Raw genomic sequence first — 18678 nt, forward strand, 5'->3', positions numbered from 1 at the left:
GAATTGACGAGTAATGATGTATGCCAGCAAATGTAGTGGTAATAGGCAGCCTGAACATGGATCTGGTGACCCGGGCACCTCGGCTGCCCCGGGGCGGTGAAACACTGATCGGTCATTCCTTCGCCACCGTGTCTGGCGGCAAAGGCGCCAATCAGGCCGTGGCTGCCGCGCGACTGGGGGCACAAGTGGCCATGGTCGGTTGCGTTGGCAACGACGACTATGGCGTGCAATTGCGTGACGCCTTGCTGGCCGAACAGATCGATTGTCAGGCGGTGAGCGTCGTTGAGGATTCCAGTGGTGTGGCGTTGATTGTGGTTGATGACAATAGTCAGAATGCCATTGTGATTGTCGCCGGAGCTAACGGTGCAATGTCGCCAGCGGTGATCGACCAGTTCGATGCGGTATTGCGGGCTGCCGATGTGGTCATTTGTCAGCTCGAAATTCCGGATGCAACGGTGGGCTACGGGCTAAAGCGCGCCCGTGAGTTGGGCAAGACCGTTATCCTTAATCCGGCGCCAGCCAGCCGTCCATTGCCGACAGAGTGGTTCGCGTCAATCGATTATCTGATTCCCAACGAGAGCGAAGCCGCCGCGTTGAGCGGCTTGCCGGTCGACTCGCTGGAAACCGCAAAAACCGCGGCAAGTCAGCTGATTGCGATGGGCGCGGGCAAAGTAATCATCACTCTGGGGGCCGAGGGCTCCTTGTTCGCCAACGGCAAGGGTTTTGAGCAATTCCCGGCGCCAAAAGTGAAAGCGGTCGATACCACGGCGGCGGGGGATACCTTTGTCGGCGGTTTTGCCGCTGCGCTGGCAGCCGGCAAGTCTGAGGCCGAAGCGATTCGCTACGGGCAGATTGCCGCCGCATTGTCGGTGACTCGCGCCGGCGCACAGCCTTCTATCCCTACAATGTCCGACGTACAGGCGTTTAAACCCGCATGAAAAAGACTCCTTTGCTCAACGTCGCGTTGTCGCGGCTGATCGCCTCCCTGGGCCATGGCGACATGGTGGTCATTGGTGACGCCGGGTTGCCGGTGCCGCCGGGTGTCGAACTGATCGATCTGGCGCTGACCCACGGTGTTCCGGATTTCGTCAGCACGCTGAAGGTCGTGCTCAGCGAAATGCAGGTCGAAAGCCATGCGCTGGCCAAAGAGATTTTCGACAAGCAACCGACAGCGCTGACTGCGCTGGACGAGTTGAATCAAGAAGGTGCACTGGGTCGTCGGGATCTGCTCAGTCACGAGCAATTCAAGGTTCTCAGCCGTCAGGCGCGGGCGATTGTGCGTACAGGCGAATGTCAGCCGTACTGCAACATCGTGCTGGTGGCCGGTGTCACGTTCTAATTTACGTTTTAACTATCGATTCACCTGCACAAGGAATGCGCCATGCAACGCTATGCTCAAAAACTGCATCAACTAATCCGGAGTCTGCTGCTTTTGTCCGTGATAACCGCGACCGGCGCTCACGCGGCGGAAAAAATCGACCTGATCATCGACACCGATCCGGGTGCCGACGACGTGGTCGCCTTGCTGTTCGCGCTGGCTTCGCCGGACGAGCTGAACATTCGTGCCCTGACCACCGTGGCTGGCAACGTTCGCCTCGACAAGACTTCGCGTAACGCGCGTCTGGCTCGTGAGTGGGCAGGGCGCGAGGATGTACCGGTTTACGCAGGCGCGCCAAAGCCGCTGATGCGTACGCCGATCTACGCCGAGAACATCCATGGTAAAGAAGGCCTGTCGGGTGTCGCCGTGCACGAACCGAAAAAAGGCCTGGCTGAAGGCAACGCGGTCAACTACCTGATCGATACCCTGAAAAAGGCCAAGCCACACAGCATCACCATCGCCATGCTCGGCCCACAGACCAACCTGGCGCTGGCGTTGATCCAGGAACCGGAGATTGTCCAGGGCATCAAGGAAGTGGTGATTATGGGCGGTGCGCACTTCAATGGCGGCAACATCACCCCAGTGGCCGAATTCAACTTGTTTGCCGACCCGCAAGCCGCTGAGGTAGTGCTCAAAAGTGGCGTGAAGCTGACCTACCTGCCGCTGGACGTAACCCACAAGATCCTCACCAGCGATGCACGCCTGAAGCAAATCGCCGCGCTGAACAATAACGCGAGCAAAATCGTTGGTGACATTCTTAACGAGTACATCAAAGGCGACATGGAGCACTACGGCATTCCGGGTGGTCCGGTGCATGACGCCACTGTTATCGCTTATCTGCTCAAGCCGGAACTTTTCACTGGCCGCTCGGTGAATGTGGCCGTTGATAGTCGCGAAGGCATCACGTTTGGCCAGACTGTTGTCGATTGGTACGACGGCTTGAAACAGCCGAAAAATGCCTTCTGGGTCGAGAACGGTGATGCTCAGGGCTTCTTTGATCTGCTGACAGAACGCCTGAAGCGCTTGAAGTAAACGATCAGCCCGCAGGTGCCAGCTTGCGGGTTTTTTATTCCCCCTGCGCGTGCTCGACGTGTTCGGTCGGATATCTCTCGAAAATCTGTTTGATGAATTGCTGGGCCGCTTGTGTCCCCAAATCCTTGACCAGTAGATCAATGCCAATAAGCGCCAACTCTTCTGTGGTTCCCGGGCTATAGGAGCTGTGTCCGTCTGCCCATTTGGCTTTGATGTCGGCTTCGATGCTTAGGCTGGTCATGATGAGGCTCGAAAAGTCGGGAGGTCTGTACGCCGAGTTAACCATTTTGTCGGGCGTTTGGCACTGCGACTTAGGCATGAGCGCAGCGCTATGCGACACTTGGTCTTTTCCGGTTAATCTCAGGATTGCGCTGTGCAGATCGATTTGAACAACCCTGAAAGCCTGACGCTTGAGGCGGTGCGCCGTTTGCTGGCCTCGGCCAGTGATAATGAACACACGCAGTTGCGCGTGACCAAGGGCGGCATGGCTTATATTTCCTGCGGCGTGACGGGCGGGCAGGATATCGACGGCCTGTTGTTTCGTCTCGAAACCTGGGCCAAGGGCTCGGGCTATGTCGGCAATGTCGCGGCCAGTGACGAGGTGTGGGTGATGCAGATTTTCAACGCGCTCAAAGACAACTGGCCCAATCCGCCGTTTGACTACATCGACGTCTACTGAGCATTGTTAATATTCAGTCACGATTGAGTAATGAAGTAATGAGTGTTGCTCAGGCACACTCTGCGTTTTTCCGAGCGTGGGGCAGGGTGATGGCATTTGTCATGAAACCAAGCGCCATATCGGCGGTCGCACGATCTCAGCTAATTATTTGAAAATAAGGAGGCTTCATGCCTTTGAAGTTCGCATCTCTGGGTGCACTTATGGCCGTTGCCATGTTGGCCGGTTGCAGCACCACCTCCAGCGAGTCGGCAAAGGATCCCGTTGCGCCAGAAGCCGGTAGCCGCTGTGAAGCGAGCGCGGCGGAATTCGCCATTGGCAAGAAAGCTTCGCCCGCATTGCTGGAGCAGGCCCGAGCCAAAGCCGGTGCGCAAAACGCGCGGTTCCTCAAGCCTGACGACATGATCACGCTGGAGTACCGCTCTGATCGTCTGAACCTGAACACCGACAACGCTTTGGTGGTCACCCGCGTCAACTGTGGCTGATTGCCGACAGCCTTTGTCGCAGGCATAAAAAACCCCGTCACATGGACGGGGTTTTTTTAGTGCGCCGAGAAATTACTCTGGGCGAACCTGTGCAGCTTGCATACCCTTTTGGCCTTTCTCAGCCACGAAGGAAACGGTCTGGCCTTCTTTCAGGCTTTTGAAACCGTCGCTTTCGATAGCTTTGAAGTGTACGAACAGGTCGTCACCGCCACCTTGAGGAGTGATGAAGCCGAAGCCTTTTTCATCGTTGAACCACTTAACGGTGCCGGTTTGGCGATTAGACATGGTGTATCTCCAAGAAACATATATTTTTCAGTACTGTGCTGCTCAGGCCAACTGGGCACACCCGGGTATCATAGTCGAAATGTTCGCTTTGGGAGCCCCCCGGACGTGCTGTTTGCCAATCAGTCGTGTTTTCTTTGCTGTCTTTTTCGTCTGAAAGCCCCGGTTTGAAAGGCTTTGAGCGAAACGTAAAGACAATAAAAAAACCTGTAAAACCTGCATAAATCGTCCGAAAAGGCTCAAAATCAGCCGTTTTTAAGGGCGCTGAGCCTAGTCAGAACTCTTTTTTACTTACTTTTTCGCCGGGGTGCTGGCCTTGCATTTGGCGATTTGGCCCAGCGCTTTCTGCTGCAGTTCAGGGGTAGCCTTGTTATCCATCAGCGCTTGAATGTCGCTGGCCGGGTAAGACTTGATTGCATCAGCGCCACAGGCACAGTGTGCTTTGGCAGCGGCTGCGCCGATTTGTGGAGTAGCCGCCTGGGTGCACTGCGCCATATATTTATCGCGTTCGCCCTTTGGCCAATCGGCATGGGCGCTCAGCGGCAGCAGCAGAACAATGGGGGCGACTACAGCGAATAAGGTATTCAGACGCATGCGAAGATGCTCCTTGTGGGTCAATGTCTTGTTATCTGAGGGCGTAATGGCCTGTCAAGTTCAGCACTCTGGCATAAAAACGGACGAGGTGCCTTCTGGTGAAACAGGGGCATAAGTGACCGCTCATCTGTGCTAGCATGCCGGGCTCAAGCGTTATCAGGCTCCGCAGACCTTCAGTCCCGGCAGCGTTCAACGTGCGAATACTCTGATTTGAATCCCAGTCACTCTGGTTCGGTTTTCCGGTTGGCCGCAAGGCTCCTGCCGCTGTAAGGCAGGCGTTCGTCATTGAATGGCCTGGATCGGATCTTGTACTGGCTCATCCCAACCCACGTGACCTTTGGTAGGGGTCACCACTAGGAGAGGAGGCGCCATGCCAACTATTACTCTTCCCGACGGCAGTCAACGTTCATTCGATCACCCGGTTTCCGTAGCCGAGGTCGCCGCATCCATTGGTGCAGGCCTGGCCAAAGCCACCGTGGCCGGCAAGGTCAATGGCAAGCTGGTTGACGCCAGCGACATCATCGACAGCGACGCTAGGCTGCAAATCATCACGCCAAAGGATGAAGAGGGGCTGGAGATCATTCGCCACTCTTGCGCCCACCTGGTTGGCCATGCGGTCAAACAGCTGTACCCGACCGCCAAAATGGTGATCGGGCCGGTCATCGACGAAGGCTTTTATTACGACATCGCCTTCGAGCGTCCTTTTACTCCGGACGACATGGCGGCCATCGAACAGCGCATGCAGCAGCTGATCGAGAAAGATTACGACGTCATCAAGAAAGTCACTCCGCGCGCCGAAGTGATCGAAGTGTTCAAGGCCCGCGGCGAAGACTACAAACTTCGTCTGGTCGAAGACATGCCGAATGAACAGGCCATGGGTCTGTACTATCACGAAGAATACGTCGACATGTGCCGCGGCCCGCACGTGCCGAACACGCGCTTCCTGAAATCCTTCAAGCTGACCAAGTTGTCCGGTGCCTACTGGCGCGGCGACGCCAAGAACGAGCAACTGCAGCGCGTTTACGGCACCGCCTGGGCGGACAAGAAGCAGCTGGCAGCGTACATCCAGCGCATCGAAGAAGCGGAAAAGCGCGATCACCGCAAGATCGGCAAGCGCCTGGGACTGTTCCATACCCAGGAAGAAGCGCCGGGCATGGTGTTCTGGCATCCGAATGGCTGGACCCTGTACCAGGTGCTCGAGCAGTACATGCGCAAAGTGCAGCGCGATAACGGCTATCTTGAGATCAAGACGCCGCAAGTGGTTGACCGTAGCCTGTGGGAAAAATCCGGGCACTGGGCCAACTACGCCGACAACATGTTCACCACGCAGTCGGAAAGCCGCGACTACGCCATCAAGCCGATGAACTGCCCGTGCCACGTGCAGGTATTCAATCAGGGCTTGAAGAGCTACCGCGAGCTGCCAATGCGTCTGGCCGAGTTCGGTGCATGCCACCGTAACGAGCCTTCGGGTGCGCTGCACGGCATCATGCGTGTGCGTGGGTTCACTCAGGACGACGCTCACATCTTCTGTACTGAAGAGCAGATGCAGGCTGAATCCGCAGCATTCATCAAGCTGACCATGGATGTTTATCGTGACTTCGGCTTTACCGATGTCGAGATGAAGCTGTCCACTCGTCCGGAAAAACGCGTTGGTTCCGATGAGCTGTGGGATCGCGCCGAAGCTGCATTGGCTGCAGCCCTTGATTCCGCAGGCTTGCCGTACGACCTGCAGCCGGGTGAGGGTGCTTTTTATGGTCCGAAGATTGAATTCTCGCTGAAAGATTGCCTCGGTCGCGTCTGGCAATGTGGTACCTTGCAGCTCGATTTTAACCTGCCTGTCCGTTTGGGCGCTGAATACGTCTCCGAAGACAACAGCCGCAAACACCCAGTGATGTTGCACCGCGCGATCCTTGGATCCTTCGAGCGTTTCGTCGGGATTCTGATCGAGCACTACGAAGGTGCGTTCCCTGCGTGGCTGGCGCCAACCCAGGCAGTGATCATGAATATCACTGACAAACAGGCGGATTTCGTCGCTGAAGTTGAAAAAACTCTCAACGAAAGCGGATTTCGTGCCAAGTCCGACTTGAGAAATGAAAAGATCGGCTTTAAAATCCGTGAGCATACTTTGCTCAAGGTTCCCTATCTTTTGGTTATCGGAGATAAGGAAGTCGAGATGCAGACTGTCGCTGTGCGTACTCGTGAAGGTGCTGACCTGGGCTCGATGCCCGTCGCCCAGTTCGCTGAGTTTCTCGCGCAAGCGGTTTCCCGGCGTGGTCGCCCAGATTCGGAGTAATTATTATTAAGCGTGAAATGAGACAAGATAAACGAGCTGCACCGAAAGCCCCGATCAACGAGAATATCTCGGCACGCGAGGTTCGGTTAATTGGTGCTGAAGGTGAACAGCTTGGGATTGTGTCAATTGAAGACGCGCTTCTTAAGGCTGAAGAGGCCAAACTGGATTTGGTGGAAATTTCCGCCGATGCAGTACCCCCTGTTTGCAAGCTGATGGACTACGGCAAATCGATCTTCGAAAAGAAGAAACAGGTTGCCGCTGCAAAGAAAAACCAGAAGCAGATTCAGGTTAAAGAAATCAAGTTTCGTCCAGGGACGGAGGAAGGGGATTACCAGGTAAAACTGCGCAACCTGGTACGTTTCCTGAGTGATGGGGACAGGGCCAAGGTATCCTTGCGATTCCGCGGCCGTGAGATGGCCCACCAGGAGCTGGGGATGGAACTCCTCAAGCGGGTTGAAGCTGACCTGCTCGAGTACGGTTCGGTCGAACAGCATCCTAAGATGGAAGGACGCCAGCTGATCATGGTCATCGCCCCGAAAAAGAAGAAGTAATCAACAGGGCACGGCAGGCCTTCTGATTATGTTTATCAACTGAATGCGGAGTATCCGAACATGCCAAAAATGAAAACCAAAAGTGGTGCTGCTAAGCGGTTTCTGAAAACTGCTAACGGTATCAAGCACAAGCACGCTTTCAAGAGCCACATCCTGACTAAAATGTCGACCAAGCGTAAGCGTCAACTGCGCGGTAGCAGCTTGCTGCATCCGTCTGACGTGGCAAAAGTCGAGCGCATGCTGCGCCTTCGTTAATTTTAGTCAAGAATAGAGGAAGTAACTCATGGCTCGTGTAAAGCGTGGCGTCATTGCCCGTAAGCGTCACAAAAAAATTCTGAAACTTGCTAAAGGCTACTACGGTGCACGTTCGCGCGTATTCCGTGTTGCCAAGCAAGCGGTAATCAAGGCAGGCCAATACGCCTACCGTGACCGTCGTCAGAAAAAACGTCAGTTCCGCGCTCTGTGGATCGCTCGTATCAATGCTGGTGCTCGTGTTAACGGTCTGTCCTACAGCCGTTTCATCGCTGGCCTGAAAAAAGCGTCCATCGAGATCGACCGTAAGGTTCTGGCTGATCTGGCAGTGAACGAAAAAGCGGTGTTTGCTGCGATTGTCGAGAAAGCTAAAGCCACCTTGGCTTAAGTACCCCCGACAATCACCCGGCCTCACTTCCGTGGGGCCAGGTGGTAAACGTCTTAAATAGGGGAAGAGCCTTCAAGCTCTTCCCCTATTTTGTATCTGGAGTCTGTACATGGAAAACCTGGATGCGCTGGTCTCTCAAGCACTAGAGGCTGTGCAAAGCGCTGAAGATATCAATGCCCTGGAGCAAATCCGGGTTCAATACCTTGGCAAGAAGGGCGAATTGACTCAGGTGATGAAGACCCTGGGGAATTTGCCGGCAGAAGAGCGTCCGCAAGTCGGCGCGCTGATCAACGTTGCCAAGGAACGTGTCACAGGCGTTCTCAATGCGCGCATGGCTCTGTTTGAAGAAGCCGAACTGGCTGCCAAACTGTCTGCCGAATCCATTGACGTGACGTTGCCGGGCCGCGGTCAGACCTCCGGTGGTCTGCATCCGGTTACCCGGACTCTGGAACGTGTCGAACAGTTCTTCACTCGCATCGGCTACGGCATCGCCGAAGGCCCTGAAGTCGAAGACGACTATCACAACTTTGAAGCGCTCAACATCCCAGGCCATCACCCGGCCCGGTCGATGCATGACACCTTCTATTTCAATGCCAACATGCTGCTGCGCACCCATACCTCGCCGGTACAGGTCCGTACCATGGAATCGAAGCAACCGCCGATCCGCATTGTCTGCCCAGGCCGTGTGTACCGTAGCGACTCCGATATTACTCATTCGCCGATGTTCCATCAGGTTGAAGGCCTGCTGGTTGATCGCGATATCAATTTTGCCGATCTCAAAGGCACCATCGAAGAGTTCCTGCGCGTGTTCTTCGAGAAAGAATTGGCTGTACGTTTCCGTCCTTCGTACTTCCCGTTCACCGAGCCATCCGCTGAAGTCGACATGGAATGCGTGATGTGCAGCGGTAAAGGTTGCCGCGTCTGCAAGCAGACTGGCTGGCTGGAAGTGATGGGCTGCGGCATGGTTCACCCGAACGTGCTGCGCATGTCTGGCATCGATCCGGAAGAGTTCTCGGGCTTTGCCTTCGGCATGGGCGTAGAGCGTCTGGCCATGCTCCGTTACGGCGTGAACGACTTGCGTCTGTTCTTCGACAACGACTTGCGGTTCCTCGCGCAATTTCGCTAGTCGTAACGAATTCTTAGGAGAGCAGGATGAAATTCAGTGAACAATGGCTGCGTGGCTGGGTCAGCCCGCAGGTAAATCGCGACGAACTGGTTGCTCGTCTGTCGATGGCCGGCCTTGAGGTCGATAGCGTGACCCCGGCTGCCGGTGTATTCAGCGGCGTAGTGGTAGGCGAGGTGCTGAGCACCGAGCAGCACCCTGATGCTGATAAATTGCGCGTTTGCCAAGTGAGCAATGGCGCGGAAACCTTCCAGGTCGTGTGCGGTGCGCCAAATGTGCGTCCGGGCCTGAAGATTCCTTTCGCCATGATCGGTGCAGAGTTGCCGGGCGACTTCAAGATCAAGAAAGCCAAGCTGCGCGGTGTTGAATCCAACGGCATGCTGTGCTCGCAAGCCGAGTTGCAGGTTGGTGAAGGCAATGACGGTCTCATGGAGCTGCCGGCCGACGCGCCGGTGGGTGAAGATTTCCGTGTGTATCTGGATCTGGAAGACGCCAGCATCGAGGTCGATTTGACCCCGAACCGCGGCGATTGCCTGTCCCTGGCAGGTCTGGCCCGCGAAGTCGGCGCGCTGTACGACGCTCCGGTCACCCGTCCGGTTGTGATGGCCGTTCCCGCGGTACACGACGAAGTGCGTTCGGTAGAAGTGCTGGCGCCAGCCGCATGCCCGCGTTACCTGGGTCGTGTCATTCGCAATGTTGATCTGTCCAAGCCAACACCGCTGTGGATGGTTGAGCGTCTGCGTCGCGCTGATGTGCGCAGTATCGATGCTGCCGTCGACATCACCAACTACGTGATGCTCGAGCTGGGTCAGCCACTGCACGCTTTCGATCTCGCCGAAATCAATGGCGGCATTCGCGTGCGCATGGCTGAAGAGGGCGAGAAGCTGGTACTGCTTGATGGTCAGGAAGTCAGCCTGCGCAACGATACGCTGGTGATCGCTGACCACACCCGTGCCCTGGCAATTGCCGGTGTGATGGGGGGCGAGCACAGCGGTGTCTCCGCGACCACTCGCGATGTGTTCCTGGAAAGTGCGTTCTTCGACCAGATCGCTGTCGCAGGCAAGGCCCGGTCGTACGGCTTGCACACCGATGCTTCGCACCGCTACGAGCGTGGCGTGGACTGGCAGCTGGCCCGTGAAGCCATGGAGCGCGCCACTGGCCTGCTGCTGGAAATCACGGGGGGCGAAGCTGGCCCGATCATCGAGACCGTCAGCGAGCAGCACTTGCCGTCGATCGCCCCGATCACTCTGCGTGCGCAGCGCATCACCCAGATGCTGGGCATGGAAATGGATTCGGCACAGGTCGAGCGTCTGCTCAGCGGTCTGGGCCTGAATATTTCCGCCGACGGAGCAGGGCAGTGGCGCGTTGAAGTGCCAAGCCATCGCTTCGATATCAGCCTGGAAGTCGACTTGATCGAAGAACTGGCTCGTTTGTACGGTTACAACCGTCTGCCGGTTCGTTACCCGCAAGCGCGTCTTGCGCCGCAAGCCAAGGCCGAAGCGCGTAGCGATTTGCCTGAACTGCGTCGTCTGTTGGTCGCTCGTGGTTATCAGGAAGCGATCACTTACAGCTTCATCGATCCAAAGCAGTTCGAACTGTTCAATCCGGGCGTCGAACCTTTGCTGCTGGCCAATCCGATCTCCAACGACATGGCTGCCATGCGCTCGTCGCTGTGGCCGGGTCTGGTCAAGGCGTTGCAGCACAACCTGAACCGTCAACAGGATCGCGTGCGTCTGTTCGAAAGCGGCCTGCGTTTTGTCGGTCAACTCGAAGGCCTGAAACAAGAGCCAATGCTGTCCGGTGTTGTCTGCGGTAGCCGTTTGCCGGAAGGTTGGGCGCAAGGTCGCGATACGGTCGATTTCTTCGACGTAAAGGCTGACGTGGAAGCTGTGCTGGGCTTCGCCGGTGCGCTGGATTCGTTCACTTTCGCGCCGGGCAAACATCCGGCACTGCACCCGGGTCAAACCGCGCGCATTGAGCGGGAAGGTCGTGAAGTTGGCTTCATCGGTGCAATCCACCCTGAATTGTCGAAAGCCCTCGGTCTCGACCGTCCGGTCTTCGTGTTCGAGCTGGTTCTGGCTGAAGTGGCGCTTGGTAAAATGCCGAAATTCCACGAGTTGTCGCGCTTTCCTGAAGTGCGTCGTGACCTGGCACTGATTGCGCACAAGGATGTCGCAGCCTCGGCTGTATTGGACGTAATCCGTGAAAATGCAGGCGAATGGCTCACAGATCTCAGGCTGTTTGACGTGTATCAGGGTAAAGGTATTGATCCTGATAGAAAAAGCCTTGCAGTTGGCTTGACCTGGCAGCATCCATCGCGCACTCTTAATGACGATGAGGTGAATTCGACGACGCAAAATATCCTCACCTCGCTCGAACAAAGGTTGAACGCCACGTTAAGGAAGTGACGTATGGGGGCTTTGACGAAAGCTGAGATGGCGGAACGTCTGTATGAAGAGCTGGGCCTGAACAAGCGGGAAGCCAAGGAATTGGTAGAACTGTTTTTCGAGGAAATCAGGCACGCTCTTGAAGACAACGAGCAGGTCAAATTGTCCGGTTTCGGCAATTTCGACCTTCGGGACAAGCGCCAGCGGCCTGGCCGCAACCCGAAAACGGGGGAAGAAATCCCGATCACGGCTCGCCGTGTGGTCACCTTTCGTCCAGGGCAGAAGTTGAAGGCCCGAGTTGAGGCTTATGCTGGAACCAAGTCATAACGACGAACTACCCGTCATCCCGGGCAAACGCTACTTCACCATTGGTGAAGTTAGCGAGCTGTGTGCCGTAAAGCCACACGTGCTGCGCTACTGGGAGCAGGAGTTTCCTCAGCTCAACCCCGTCAAACGCCGCGGAAATCGCCGGTATTATCAGCGCCAGGACGTGCTGATGATCCGGCAGATCCGCGCGCTCCTTTACGATCAGGGGTTCACCATCGGCGGCGCACGCTTGCGTCTGTCCGGCGATGAAGCCAAAGACGACACCACCCAATACAAGCAAATGATCCGCCAGATGATCGCCGAGCTCGAAGATGTGCTGGTGGTACTCAAGAAATAAAAAGCTGCGTTTGAATACTTCCAGTTTTCAAACGCTTGCGATATATTCTTGAACGTTCTTCGAGGTGAAGAGCGAGTTGTAAAACCAGTCGGGGCGTAGCGCAGTCCGGTAGCGCACTAGCATGGGGTGCTAGGGGTCGAGTGTTCGAATCACTCCGTCCCGACCATATAATTCAATGACTTAGCCCAATCTGAAAAGGTTGGGCTTTTTCATGCCTGAAAAATACTCCCACATTTACTCCCACGGATATCTTGGATCTAAATAGCTTTACCATTTGAGAGGCTTGGTTGTGTTCGAGTCTCGTCCGCTGCGCCATATTTGCTTCCACTAAGGCCCACTGAACGCCTGGAAGCTACGGAAATAGCGGCCTTGAGCCGCTTTTAAGTGGGAGTTTTTGGCGAAGTAGCTTGATCAGGCTGCTTTTGAGCTCAATGACAGGACAGTAGTTGACCGAATCCAACAGTTTCTCAGCGAGTGCGAGGTTAGCTGGCTTATTGTCAAACTGAGTGAGCCAAAGTTTAGCCTTTTCCTGCTCCTTGAACTGTGGCATCGCGGTAATATCTATTGACTGTAAAGTGCCTAGTTTCACCCCGTCTTCACCAATGGGTGCTGCCTAGGGCACAGAATAGTGAAATCAGGCGGGCGATGCTTGCCCGAAAATTTCAATGCAAGCAGCCAGTGGTGTATGAGCGCCAAGGCCGCCGATCAGGGTAATGGGTCCTCAGGCACGACCTGCGAGAAGCATTGGGCTCGTCCCTAGTGAACCTTGGTGATTTGGTATGCGTCCGGGCCTCCGTCTTGCGTAACTAAGCCGGTTACCATCTGTGCGGCAGCAACTCGGAAATCTCACTCGCCCGCTACGTCGGTAGGCGCGTGAGTGCATCCTTCAGATGGCATACGGCGGGTCATGCCCGTTGAACCGTGCAGGTTGGATCAGACTCATCAGCGCTGCCGCTCGTTTGTCGCTGGGCAGTGAGCCGGCAAGTGGCCAATTCTTGCGACTCCGCGCCCACGGCCGGATCTGGTTGTCGGGTTGTCAGGCACGGTTACCCTCATCCAGCCCCCTAAGAACCGTGCATGCGAGTTTCCCAGCACACGGCTGAAGCCTCCACAAAAGCAATATTAACTAAGCGGGGTGCGGGGGGCTTCCTAAAGGAGCATGTGTTCTGCTAAAACGAATAGCGATGGTAAAAGGCCATGACTTGGCCGTGTTCCCATATTGGGAATATAAATTGACGATGGCCGCTTTCCGACGTATTCTAATCCCAAATTGGGAACACATTTATGCATCTTTTTGGTAGGGACAAGCTCGAAAGCCTCAGGGGGCGAGAGAGGGCTACAGATCTTTGGGTGTCAGCCTGGCTTTCAGAGGTGTGCCATGCGGCGTGGGCCGGACCTGGGGATGTCTTGACGCAATTCCCTAAGGCACTAGAAATAGGCTCTGGTAAATACCGTTTTTCAGTGTCTTCAGGGCTGCATGTTATAGAGGTGTTTGTGAGCTTTCCGCAAAAAGTCGTTTTGATCACCGGTTTGGTAAATATAGAAGATGCAAATGGATACTAGGGTAATTCGTACAGAAGAGCAGCATAGAGCTTACTTGGATGAACTCCATAAGCTCATGACTCTTATGCCGACCCCTGGATCTGAAAACAGTGAGCGTCTTGAGTTACTTATCGTGCTGATAGAGGCATATGAGAGCAAACGCTATCCCGTGGAGCTACCTGATCCCGTAGATGCCATTATTTTTCGTATGCAAGAGAAAGGGTATAAACAGGCCGATCTTATACCCTATTTCGGAACGCGAAGTAGAGTTTCAGAGATATTGTCGAGGAAAAGACCATTAACTGTCCCGATGATCAGAGCCATCTCAATCGGGTTAGGTATTTCAGCAGAAACACTTATAGGTGTGGGTGATTCTGAAAACCAAAAAACAAAAAATGACATTGATTGGTCCAGATTTCCCGTTAAGGAGATGATTGCAAGGGGGTGGATCCAAAAGTTTGCTGGAAAAGTATCGCGCTCAACTGAGGATATTGTTCAAGAGTTTATATCTCAAATTGGATGGCAGTTCGGGGATACGGCTTTCAAACGCTCACTTGCTGGGGATGCTTATTCACCCACAACTAAATATGCTCTTTATGCATGGCTTGTAAGGGTGATTCAGAAGTCTCGTGAAAAAAAATCTTCAATCGGTGTTTTTAGTGAAAGTGTCATGTCAGCTTCTTTTTTACAAGAAGTTGCTCGCTTAAGCTGGTTTGATAATGGGCCTTTGCTGGCGGTAGAGTTTTTGCAAAAAAGTGGTATCGCCCTGATAGTGGAGCCTCATTTGAAGGGCACATTGTTGGATGGGGCAGCTTTAAAGGATGTAGATGGACGACCTATAATTGGTATGACATTGCGTCATGATAGGCTGGACAATTTTTGGTTTACGCTGTTGCATGAGCTTGCTCATTTATGGAAGCACGTAGGAAAAAATGAAACCTTTCTCGATGATTTGGATGCTACATCTGAAGATAAGAGAGAAGCCGAAGCGAACCGCCTTGCTAGAGAGGCGTTTATTCCCCGTATTTTATGGCGGCGTAGCGAGGCATGCCTTGCTCCAAGTCGTGAAAATATAGATAAGCTATCAAGGGAGCTTAAAATTCATCCTTCTATTATCGCGGGTAGGATAAGGAGGGAGACGGAAAATTACCAGTTGTACAATGACCTGATCGGGCATGGGGATGTAAGACGTTTGTTTTTTAATACTTCAGAAGGTGAATGAAAATGCAATCAACTTATATTCCAATACTCAAGGCTAAAGAAGGAGAGTTAGACGCGTTAGGCTGCCTTTTTGAGAGCACAAGGAACAATCTTAAGCCTTGGTTTGACGTGCCTCAGATCACAGACAAAGACAAGGAAAAGTTTAAAGGAAAGAATGTCTCAGTTGTAGAAGCGTTTCTTACAAATATTGCTCATGCCATCTCTAAGGTATGGAAGCACAGGGATGCTTATGTAGATTTGCCTCTATGGGCGCCTAACGCCCAGACTGAAGGTGGTGAACATGTAATCCAGTTTTTTTGTAAGCAAGCAGAACATTTTGGAGTGAGAGTTACTCCCGTTGTGGATTGTATGCGTTGGGATGATCCGATATATGTATACGCATTCAAAGGATTAACTCACAAGGCAGATAAGGAGGTCATTCTTAGGCTTGTGATGAATGTTGACTCTGCGGAAGAGATGGCCGAGGAAGATGAGTTTTTAGCCAGGCTGGAAGATATTGCAGCTACTCTTAACTATGATCCTCGTGCGACAGCAGTTATGATCGATTTTGGTGATGTCACATCCGCAAAGTATGAGATTCCAAAAATAACCACACAGGCCGAGCGTGTAATTGAAATTTTTAGGCGTGCTGGGCATCAAAAATTTGTCGTCTCGGGTTGTTCAATAGGTGCTTATATTTCCTCGGTTGTTCCATTACCGAGCACAGAGAAAACAGTTCCTCGCAAAGAAATGCTTGCATGGAAAAGTATTGTTTCTCTGCAAGGCTTTAAAGATGTAGGTTTTTCCGATTATGGTGTGAGGGGGCCTGGCTCTCTAGTGTCGGGTGGGGCAGGCAATCAGAACGGTAAAATTAGATATACCATTCAGGATGGCTATTTTATCGCCCGAGGTTATCAGTTAAAAACTGGTGAGAAGGGTGGTCAATACTATGGCCTTGCCCAGAAAATTATCGATTCTGGATATTATGAAGGGCCGGAATTTAGCTGGGGTGACAAAGAACTCCTAGATTGTAGCCACTGGGCGTTTAGAGGGTTGGCATCAAAGTGGATTGCTATTGATACTACTCACCATGTTGAGTATGTTTTGAAGGAAGTTGAAGAGTTTAAAAGGCAGCGTGTTATTGTTGAGGCTAGATCAGTTGCTGGTGTTTGATTTGAGTTTTTTAAGGCGTTCTAATATTAATAATAAATTTAGAGATGCTGAGTTCCTTGCTCAAACGGAGCATCTTTAGGGGGCTTCTGCGATTATATCTGGATTTGCGTGTGATGGCTAAAGTACAAGACGGCTTCATAGCTTCCAACGGCAACACCAGTATGCCTGAACGAAGCCAATGTCTATTGGCTCAACAAGGCCTGGAATGATTTTCAGCGGTCTGAGTTGAGTGTTTACCGATTAATCGATCGATCTAACGGTACCGCACTTGACCATCAAGCGACTACACCAAACAATCGAGACTCCAAGTCTGGAGGTCGTATAGATATGTTCATTGAGCGGCTCAATCTGATCAATTTCCGATGCTTCGGTCCTGAGGCGTTGACGATTGATCTCACGCCCGGTCTCACGGCATTCATAGGCGTCAATGGTGCAGGCAAGACCGCGGTGATGCAGGCGCTTCAGCGGCTCTTCGGCATCACCGGGGAGCATCGGCGTCTGAGGCTCCATGACTTTCATATTCCCGCCGATGAGACTGCTGCGCCGGTCCAGCGTACCTTTGTGCTTGAGGCAATCATCGCTTTTCCCGAACTGGACAATGGAGATGATGGGGTAGCTATTCCGGAGTTCTTCAACCAGATGGCCGCCGGCGAAGCAGGCCGGCTGAAATGTCGACTTAGGCTGGAAGCAACCTGGACAGATGACGGATCACTTGACGGGTTCATTGAGCAGAAATATCGCGCAGTTCGTAACCTCGGAGAATTCAACGAGGCTGATTGCATTGAGCTGAAGGCTATCGACCGCAATCGCATCCAGATGATCTATGTGCCCGCATCGCGCGATGGCGCATCCCAAGTAACGGCCTTTCTGCGTGGACGTTTATGGCGTGCAATCAACTGGTCTCAGGGTGTTCGGGACACATTCTCCGAAGCCGGTGCCACACTGAATGGCGCCTTCGCCGGTGAGCCTGCTGTAGACCTCGTTGCAGCCGCTGTGCAGCGACGTTGGCAAGAGGTCCATAACGCAGGTACTGAAACGACTCCACTGTTTCGGCCAGTCGACCTGCGTTTTCAGGAGTTCATCCGAAAGGTCGAAGTAGTGTATGCGATCCATGAACCCCACATTTTAAAGGCGGGGCGTATAGTTATCTTGGTATTTGCGGAGTGCAGTTCCACGGCAGCAAGGCTTCGAAGTCCTCTACCGCTGCGGCTTGCGGCAATCGTTCAAGTGCGTGGCGCAGCCACGCATAGGGCTCTTGGCCGTTGGCTTTAGCCGTCTCGACCAAACTGTAAAGTTGAGCACTGGCCGTCGCGCCTTTGGGCGTGTCGCTGAACAGCCAGTTCTTGCGCCCTATTACGAAGGGCCTGATCGCACGCTCTGCTGCGTTGTTGTCGATCGGCAAAGAACCGGCTTCGGTGTAGCGCACTAACTTGTCCCAGTTGCTGGCCAGATAACTGATGGCTTTGCCCAGCGCGTTTTGCGCCGTCACCTGAGGCTGCGTTCTCTCCAGCCAGGCGCGTAACTGCGCCAGGACTGGCAGGCTGTTTTGCTGTCGACCTTCATGGCGATGTTCATCGCCGACTTCTTTTAAATCTCGCTCGATACCGTACAGCTTGTTGATCAGATTCAGGGCTATATCGGCACGCCCGGTTTTGCCCTTGGGTTGCACTTTTTGCGCCTCGACAAACTTGCGTCGCGCATGTGCCCAGCAGCCTAAACGTTCGACACCAGCCTGCGCGCCCAAGGCGTTATAGCCGGCGTAATCGTCGGTCATCAGATAGCCGCGATAACCTTCGAGCAGGCGCGACGGTACCTCTTGCGCTCGGCTGGTCGAGTAATCAAAAAGGATCACTGGCTGATTCGGCGGTCCGCCGGTTTGTACCCACATCCAGGACTGGCTAGTCGGCTCTCGATCAGGCTCTTTCATCACCTGGACACGCGTTTCGTCGCAGTGGATTACGTGACTTTCCAGCAGCCTGTCACGCATCAAGTTGAGCAGCGGTTGCAGGTGTTCGCCGCACTGGATGACCCAACGTGCCAAGGTTTGTCGTGGAATATCGACGCCGTGGCGACCGAGTACTTTTTCGAAGCGATGCAGCGGCAGACCGTCGACGTATTTGGTGGTCAGCAACATCGCCAACACACTGGGACTGGCCATGCTCTTTTCAATCAATTGCGCTGGCTTGTCAGCGGTGACCGGCGCGGTTTCACAGCCACGGCAGGCGTAGACCTTGCGGATATGTTTGATCACGCGGATCTGCATCGGCACGATTTCCAACTGCTCGCTGGTTTCTTCGCCGATGGCGTGCTTGCGGCAGCCGCAAGCACACATCAGCTCGTGCTCGGGCAGTTCGTGGATGACTTCGATACGGGGCAAGTCGGCGGACAGAGGCTTGCGTTTGCCACGGCGTTTGGTCGGAGCGACGACTTCTTCCTCCGCCTCTTCGGCGGCAGGCTCAGCGACACTTTCGGCTTCATTAAAAAGAGCCAATTGCGGGGTCGCTGGGTCGACTGATTGTTCGGATTTACGTCCGAAGAGACGCTGACGTAGCAGCGCATTTTCTTCTTCAAGATGAACAACCTTGGACTGCATCTGAGCAAGTAATTGCTTGAGCGCAGTCAGGTCATCGGGAAGGTTGTCGGGCATGGAAATCATGC

General features: G+C 53.9%; 19 protein-coding genes, 1 tRNA gene and 2 pseudogenes. 17 read left to right on the top strand and 5 right to left on the bottom strand.

The genetic code is table 11. The features are described 5' to 3' along the window. Nucleotides 1-20: 20 nt before the first annotated feature. Genes rbsK through ATI02_RS04050 form a run of 3 tightly spaced genes read left to right on the top strand, consistent with a single transcriptional unit; the run spans nt 21 to nt 2410 of the window. Nucleotides 21-938 (top strand): ribokinase, encoded by a 918-nt coding sequence (gene rbsK / locus ATI02_RS04040; protein ID WP_095188382.1) that lies wholly within the window; start codon nt 21-23, stop codon nt 936-938. Next, nucleotides 935-1339 (top strand): D-ribose pyranase, encoded by a 405-nt coding sequence (gene rbsD, locus ATI02_RS04045; protein ID WP_095188383.1) that lies wholly within the window; start codon nt 935-937, stop codon nt 1337-1339. Before rbsK ends, rbsD begins: the two co-directional genes overlap by 4 nt. A gap of 42 nt (nt 1340-1381) precedes the next feature. Next, the gene (locus tag ATI02_RS04050; RefSeq protein WP_095188384.1) at nt 1382-2410 is read left to right on the top strand and encodes a nucleoside hydrolase; all 1029 of its coding nucleotides are present in this window, start codon (nt 1382-1384) and stop codon (nt 2408-2410) included. Nucleotides 2411-2444: 34 nt separating this feature from the next. Here ATI02_RS04050 and ATI02_RS04055 read toward each other — a convergent pair whose 3' ends face one another. Next, nucleotides 2445-2651, bottom strand: a complete 207-nt coding sequence (locus ATI02_RS04055; protein WP_095188433.1) for a hypothetical protein — start codon at nt 2649-2651, stop codon at nt 2445-2447. Between the two features lie 132 nt (nt 2652-2783). Between ATI02_RS04055 and ATI02_RS04060 the strand changes: the two genes are divergently transcribed. After that, nucleotides 2784-3089 (top strand): hypothetical protein, encoded by a 306-nt coding sequence (locus tag ATI02_RS04060; protein ID WP_095188385.1) that lies wholly within the window; start codon nt 2784-2786, stop codon nt 3087-3089. Between the two features lie 167 nt (nt 3090-3256). After that, nucleotides 3257-3571: an I78 family peptidase inhibitor gene (locus ATI02_RS04065; protein WP_095188386.1), complete on the top strand. Its 315-nt coding sequence runs from the start codon at nt 3257-3259 to the stop codon at nt 3569-3571. A 72-nt stretch (nt 3572-3643) separates the two neighbouring features. Here ATI02_RS04065 and ATI02_RS04070 read toward each other — a convergent pair whose 3' ends face one another. Both ATI02_RS04070 and ATI02_RS04075 read right to left on the bottom strand, forming a co-directional pair. Further along, nucleotides 3644-3856, bottom strand: a complete 213-nt coding sequence (locus ATI02_RS04070) for a cold-shock protein (protein WP_003179963.1) — start codon at nt 3854-3856, stop codon at nt 3644-3646. Between the two features lie 288 nt (nt 3857-4144). Beyond that, a complete protein-coding gene (locus tag ATI02_RS04075; protein ID WP_100845494.1) occupies nt 4145-4447 on the bottom strand; it encodes a hypothetical protein in 303 nt (100 codons plus the stop codon). Nucleotides 4448-4817: 370 nt separating this feature from the next. On the opposite strand from ATI02_RS04075, the gene thrS reads away from it, so the two are divergent. The 9 genes from thrS (at nt 4818) to ATI02_RS04120 (ending at nt 12271) form a co-directional block, all read left to right on the top strand. Further along, nucleotides 4818-6740 (top strand): threonine--tRNA ligase, encoded by a 1923-nt coding sequence (thrS, locus tag ATI02_RS04080; RefSeq protein ID WP_095188388.1) that lies wholly within the window; start codon nt 4818-4820, stop codon nt 6738-6740. Continuing rightward, nucleotides 6740-7291 carry a translation initiation factor IF-3 gene (infC, locus tag ATI02_RS04085; protein WP_170947229.1) on the top strand — a complete coding sequence of 184 codons (552 nt, stop codon included), beginning with the start codon at nt 6740-6742 and terminating at the stop codon, nt 7289-7291. Before thrS ends, infC begins: the two co-directional genes overlap by 1 nt. 60 nt (nt 7292-7351) lie before the next feature. Further along, the gene (gene rpmI / locus ATI02_RS04090; RefSeq protein WP_002553160.1) at nt 7352-7546 is read left to right on the top strand and encodes a 50S ribosomal protein L35; all 195 of its coding nucleotides are present in this window, start codon (nt 7352-7354) and stop codon (nt 7544-7546) included. Nucleotides 7547-7574: 28 nt separating this feature from the next. Next, nucleotides 7575-7931, top strand: coding sequence for a 50S ribosomal protein L20 (rplT, locus tag ATI02_RS04095; protein ID WP_007913489.1), 357 nt, complete (start codon nt 7575-7577; stop codon nt 7929-7931). A gap of 109 nt (nt 7932-8040) precedes the next feature. Beyond that, nucleotides 8041-9057: a phenylalanine--tRNA ligase subunit alpha gene (gene pheS / locus ATI02_RS04100; RefSeq protein WP_003226365.1), complete on the top strand. Its 1017-nt coding sequence runs from the start codon at nt 8041-8043 to the stop codon at nt 9055-9057. Nucleotides 9058-9083: 26 nt separating this feature from the next. Next, complete coding sequence (pheT, locus tag ATI02_RS04105; protein WP_095188389.1) at nt 9084-11462, top strand: phenylalanine--tRNA ligase subunit beta; 2379 nt, start codon at nt 9084-9086, stop codon at nt 11460-11462. 3 nt (nt 11463-11465) lie between these two features. Then, nucleotides 11466-11768 carry an integration host factor subunit alpha gene (gene ihfA / locus ATI02_RS04110; RefSeq protein WP_002553164.1) on the top strand — a complete coding sequence of 101 codons (303 nt, stop codon included), beginning with the start codon at nt 11466-11468 and terminating at the stop codon, nt 11766-11768. Beyond that, nucleotides 11749-12105 carry a MerR family transcriptional regulator gene (locus ATI02_RS04115; protein ID WP_003179985.1) on the top strand — a complete coding sequence of 119 codons (357 nt, stop codon included), beginning with the start codon at nt 11749-11751 and terminating at the stop codon, nt 12103-12105. Before ihfA ends, ATI02_RS04115 begins: the two co-directional genes overlap by 20 nt. 89 nt (nt 12106-12194) lie before the next feature. Further along, nucleotides 12195-12271: transfer RNA gene (locus ATI02_RS04120), tRNA-Pro, on the top strand. A 691-nt stretch (nt 12272-12962) separates the two neighbouring features. Here ATI02_RS04120 and ATI02_RS04130 read toward each other — a convergent pair. Then, a pseudogene (locus tag ATI02_RS04130) lies at nt 12963-13135 on the bottom strand (IS66 family transposase); the annotation flags it as partial. Between the two features lie 522 nt (nt 13136-13657). Here ATI02_RS04130 and ATI02_RS04135 point away from each other — a divergent pair. The 3 genes and pseudogenes from ATI02_RS04135 to ATI02_RS33130 all read left to right on the top strand — a co-directional run. Further along, nucleotides 13658-14869, top strand: a complete 1212-nt coding sequence (locus ATI02_RS04135) for an ImmA/IrrE family metallo-endopeptidase (RefSeq protein WP_100845496.1) — start codon at nt 13658-13660, stop codon at nt 14867-14869. A 2-nt stretch (nt 14870-14871) separates the two neighbouring features. After that, nucleotides 14872-16020, top strand: a complete 1149-nt coding sequence (locus ATI02_RS04140; RefSeq protein ID WP_157815126.1) for a beta family protein — start codon at nt 14872-14874, stop codon at nt 16018-16020. Nucleotides 16021-16347: 327 nt separating this feature from the next. Further along, nucleotides 16348-16623 (top strand): annotated as a pseudogene (locus ATI02_RS33130) (AAA family ATPase); the annotation flags it as partial. Nucleotides 16624-17164: 541 nt separating this feature from the next. Here ATI02_RS33130 and tnpC read toward each other — a convergent pair. Next, the gene (tnpC, locus tag ATI02_RS04150; RefSeq protein ID WP_100845498.1) at nt 17165-18676 is read right to left on the bottom strand and encodes an IS66 family transposase; all 1512 of its coding nucleotides are present in this window, start codon (nt 18674-18676) and stop codon (nt 17165-17167) included. Nucleotides 18677-18678 lie beyond the last annotated feature (2 nt).

This window comes from Pseudomonas baetica (genome assembly GCF_002813455.1).
Lineage (GTDB): Bacteria > Pseudomonadota > Gammaproteobacteria > Pseudomonadales > Pseudomonadaceae > Aquipseudomonas > Aquipseudomonas baetica.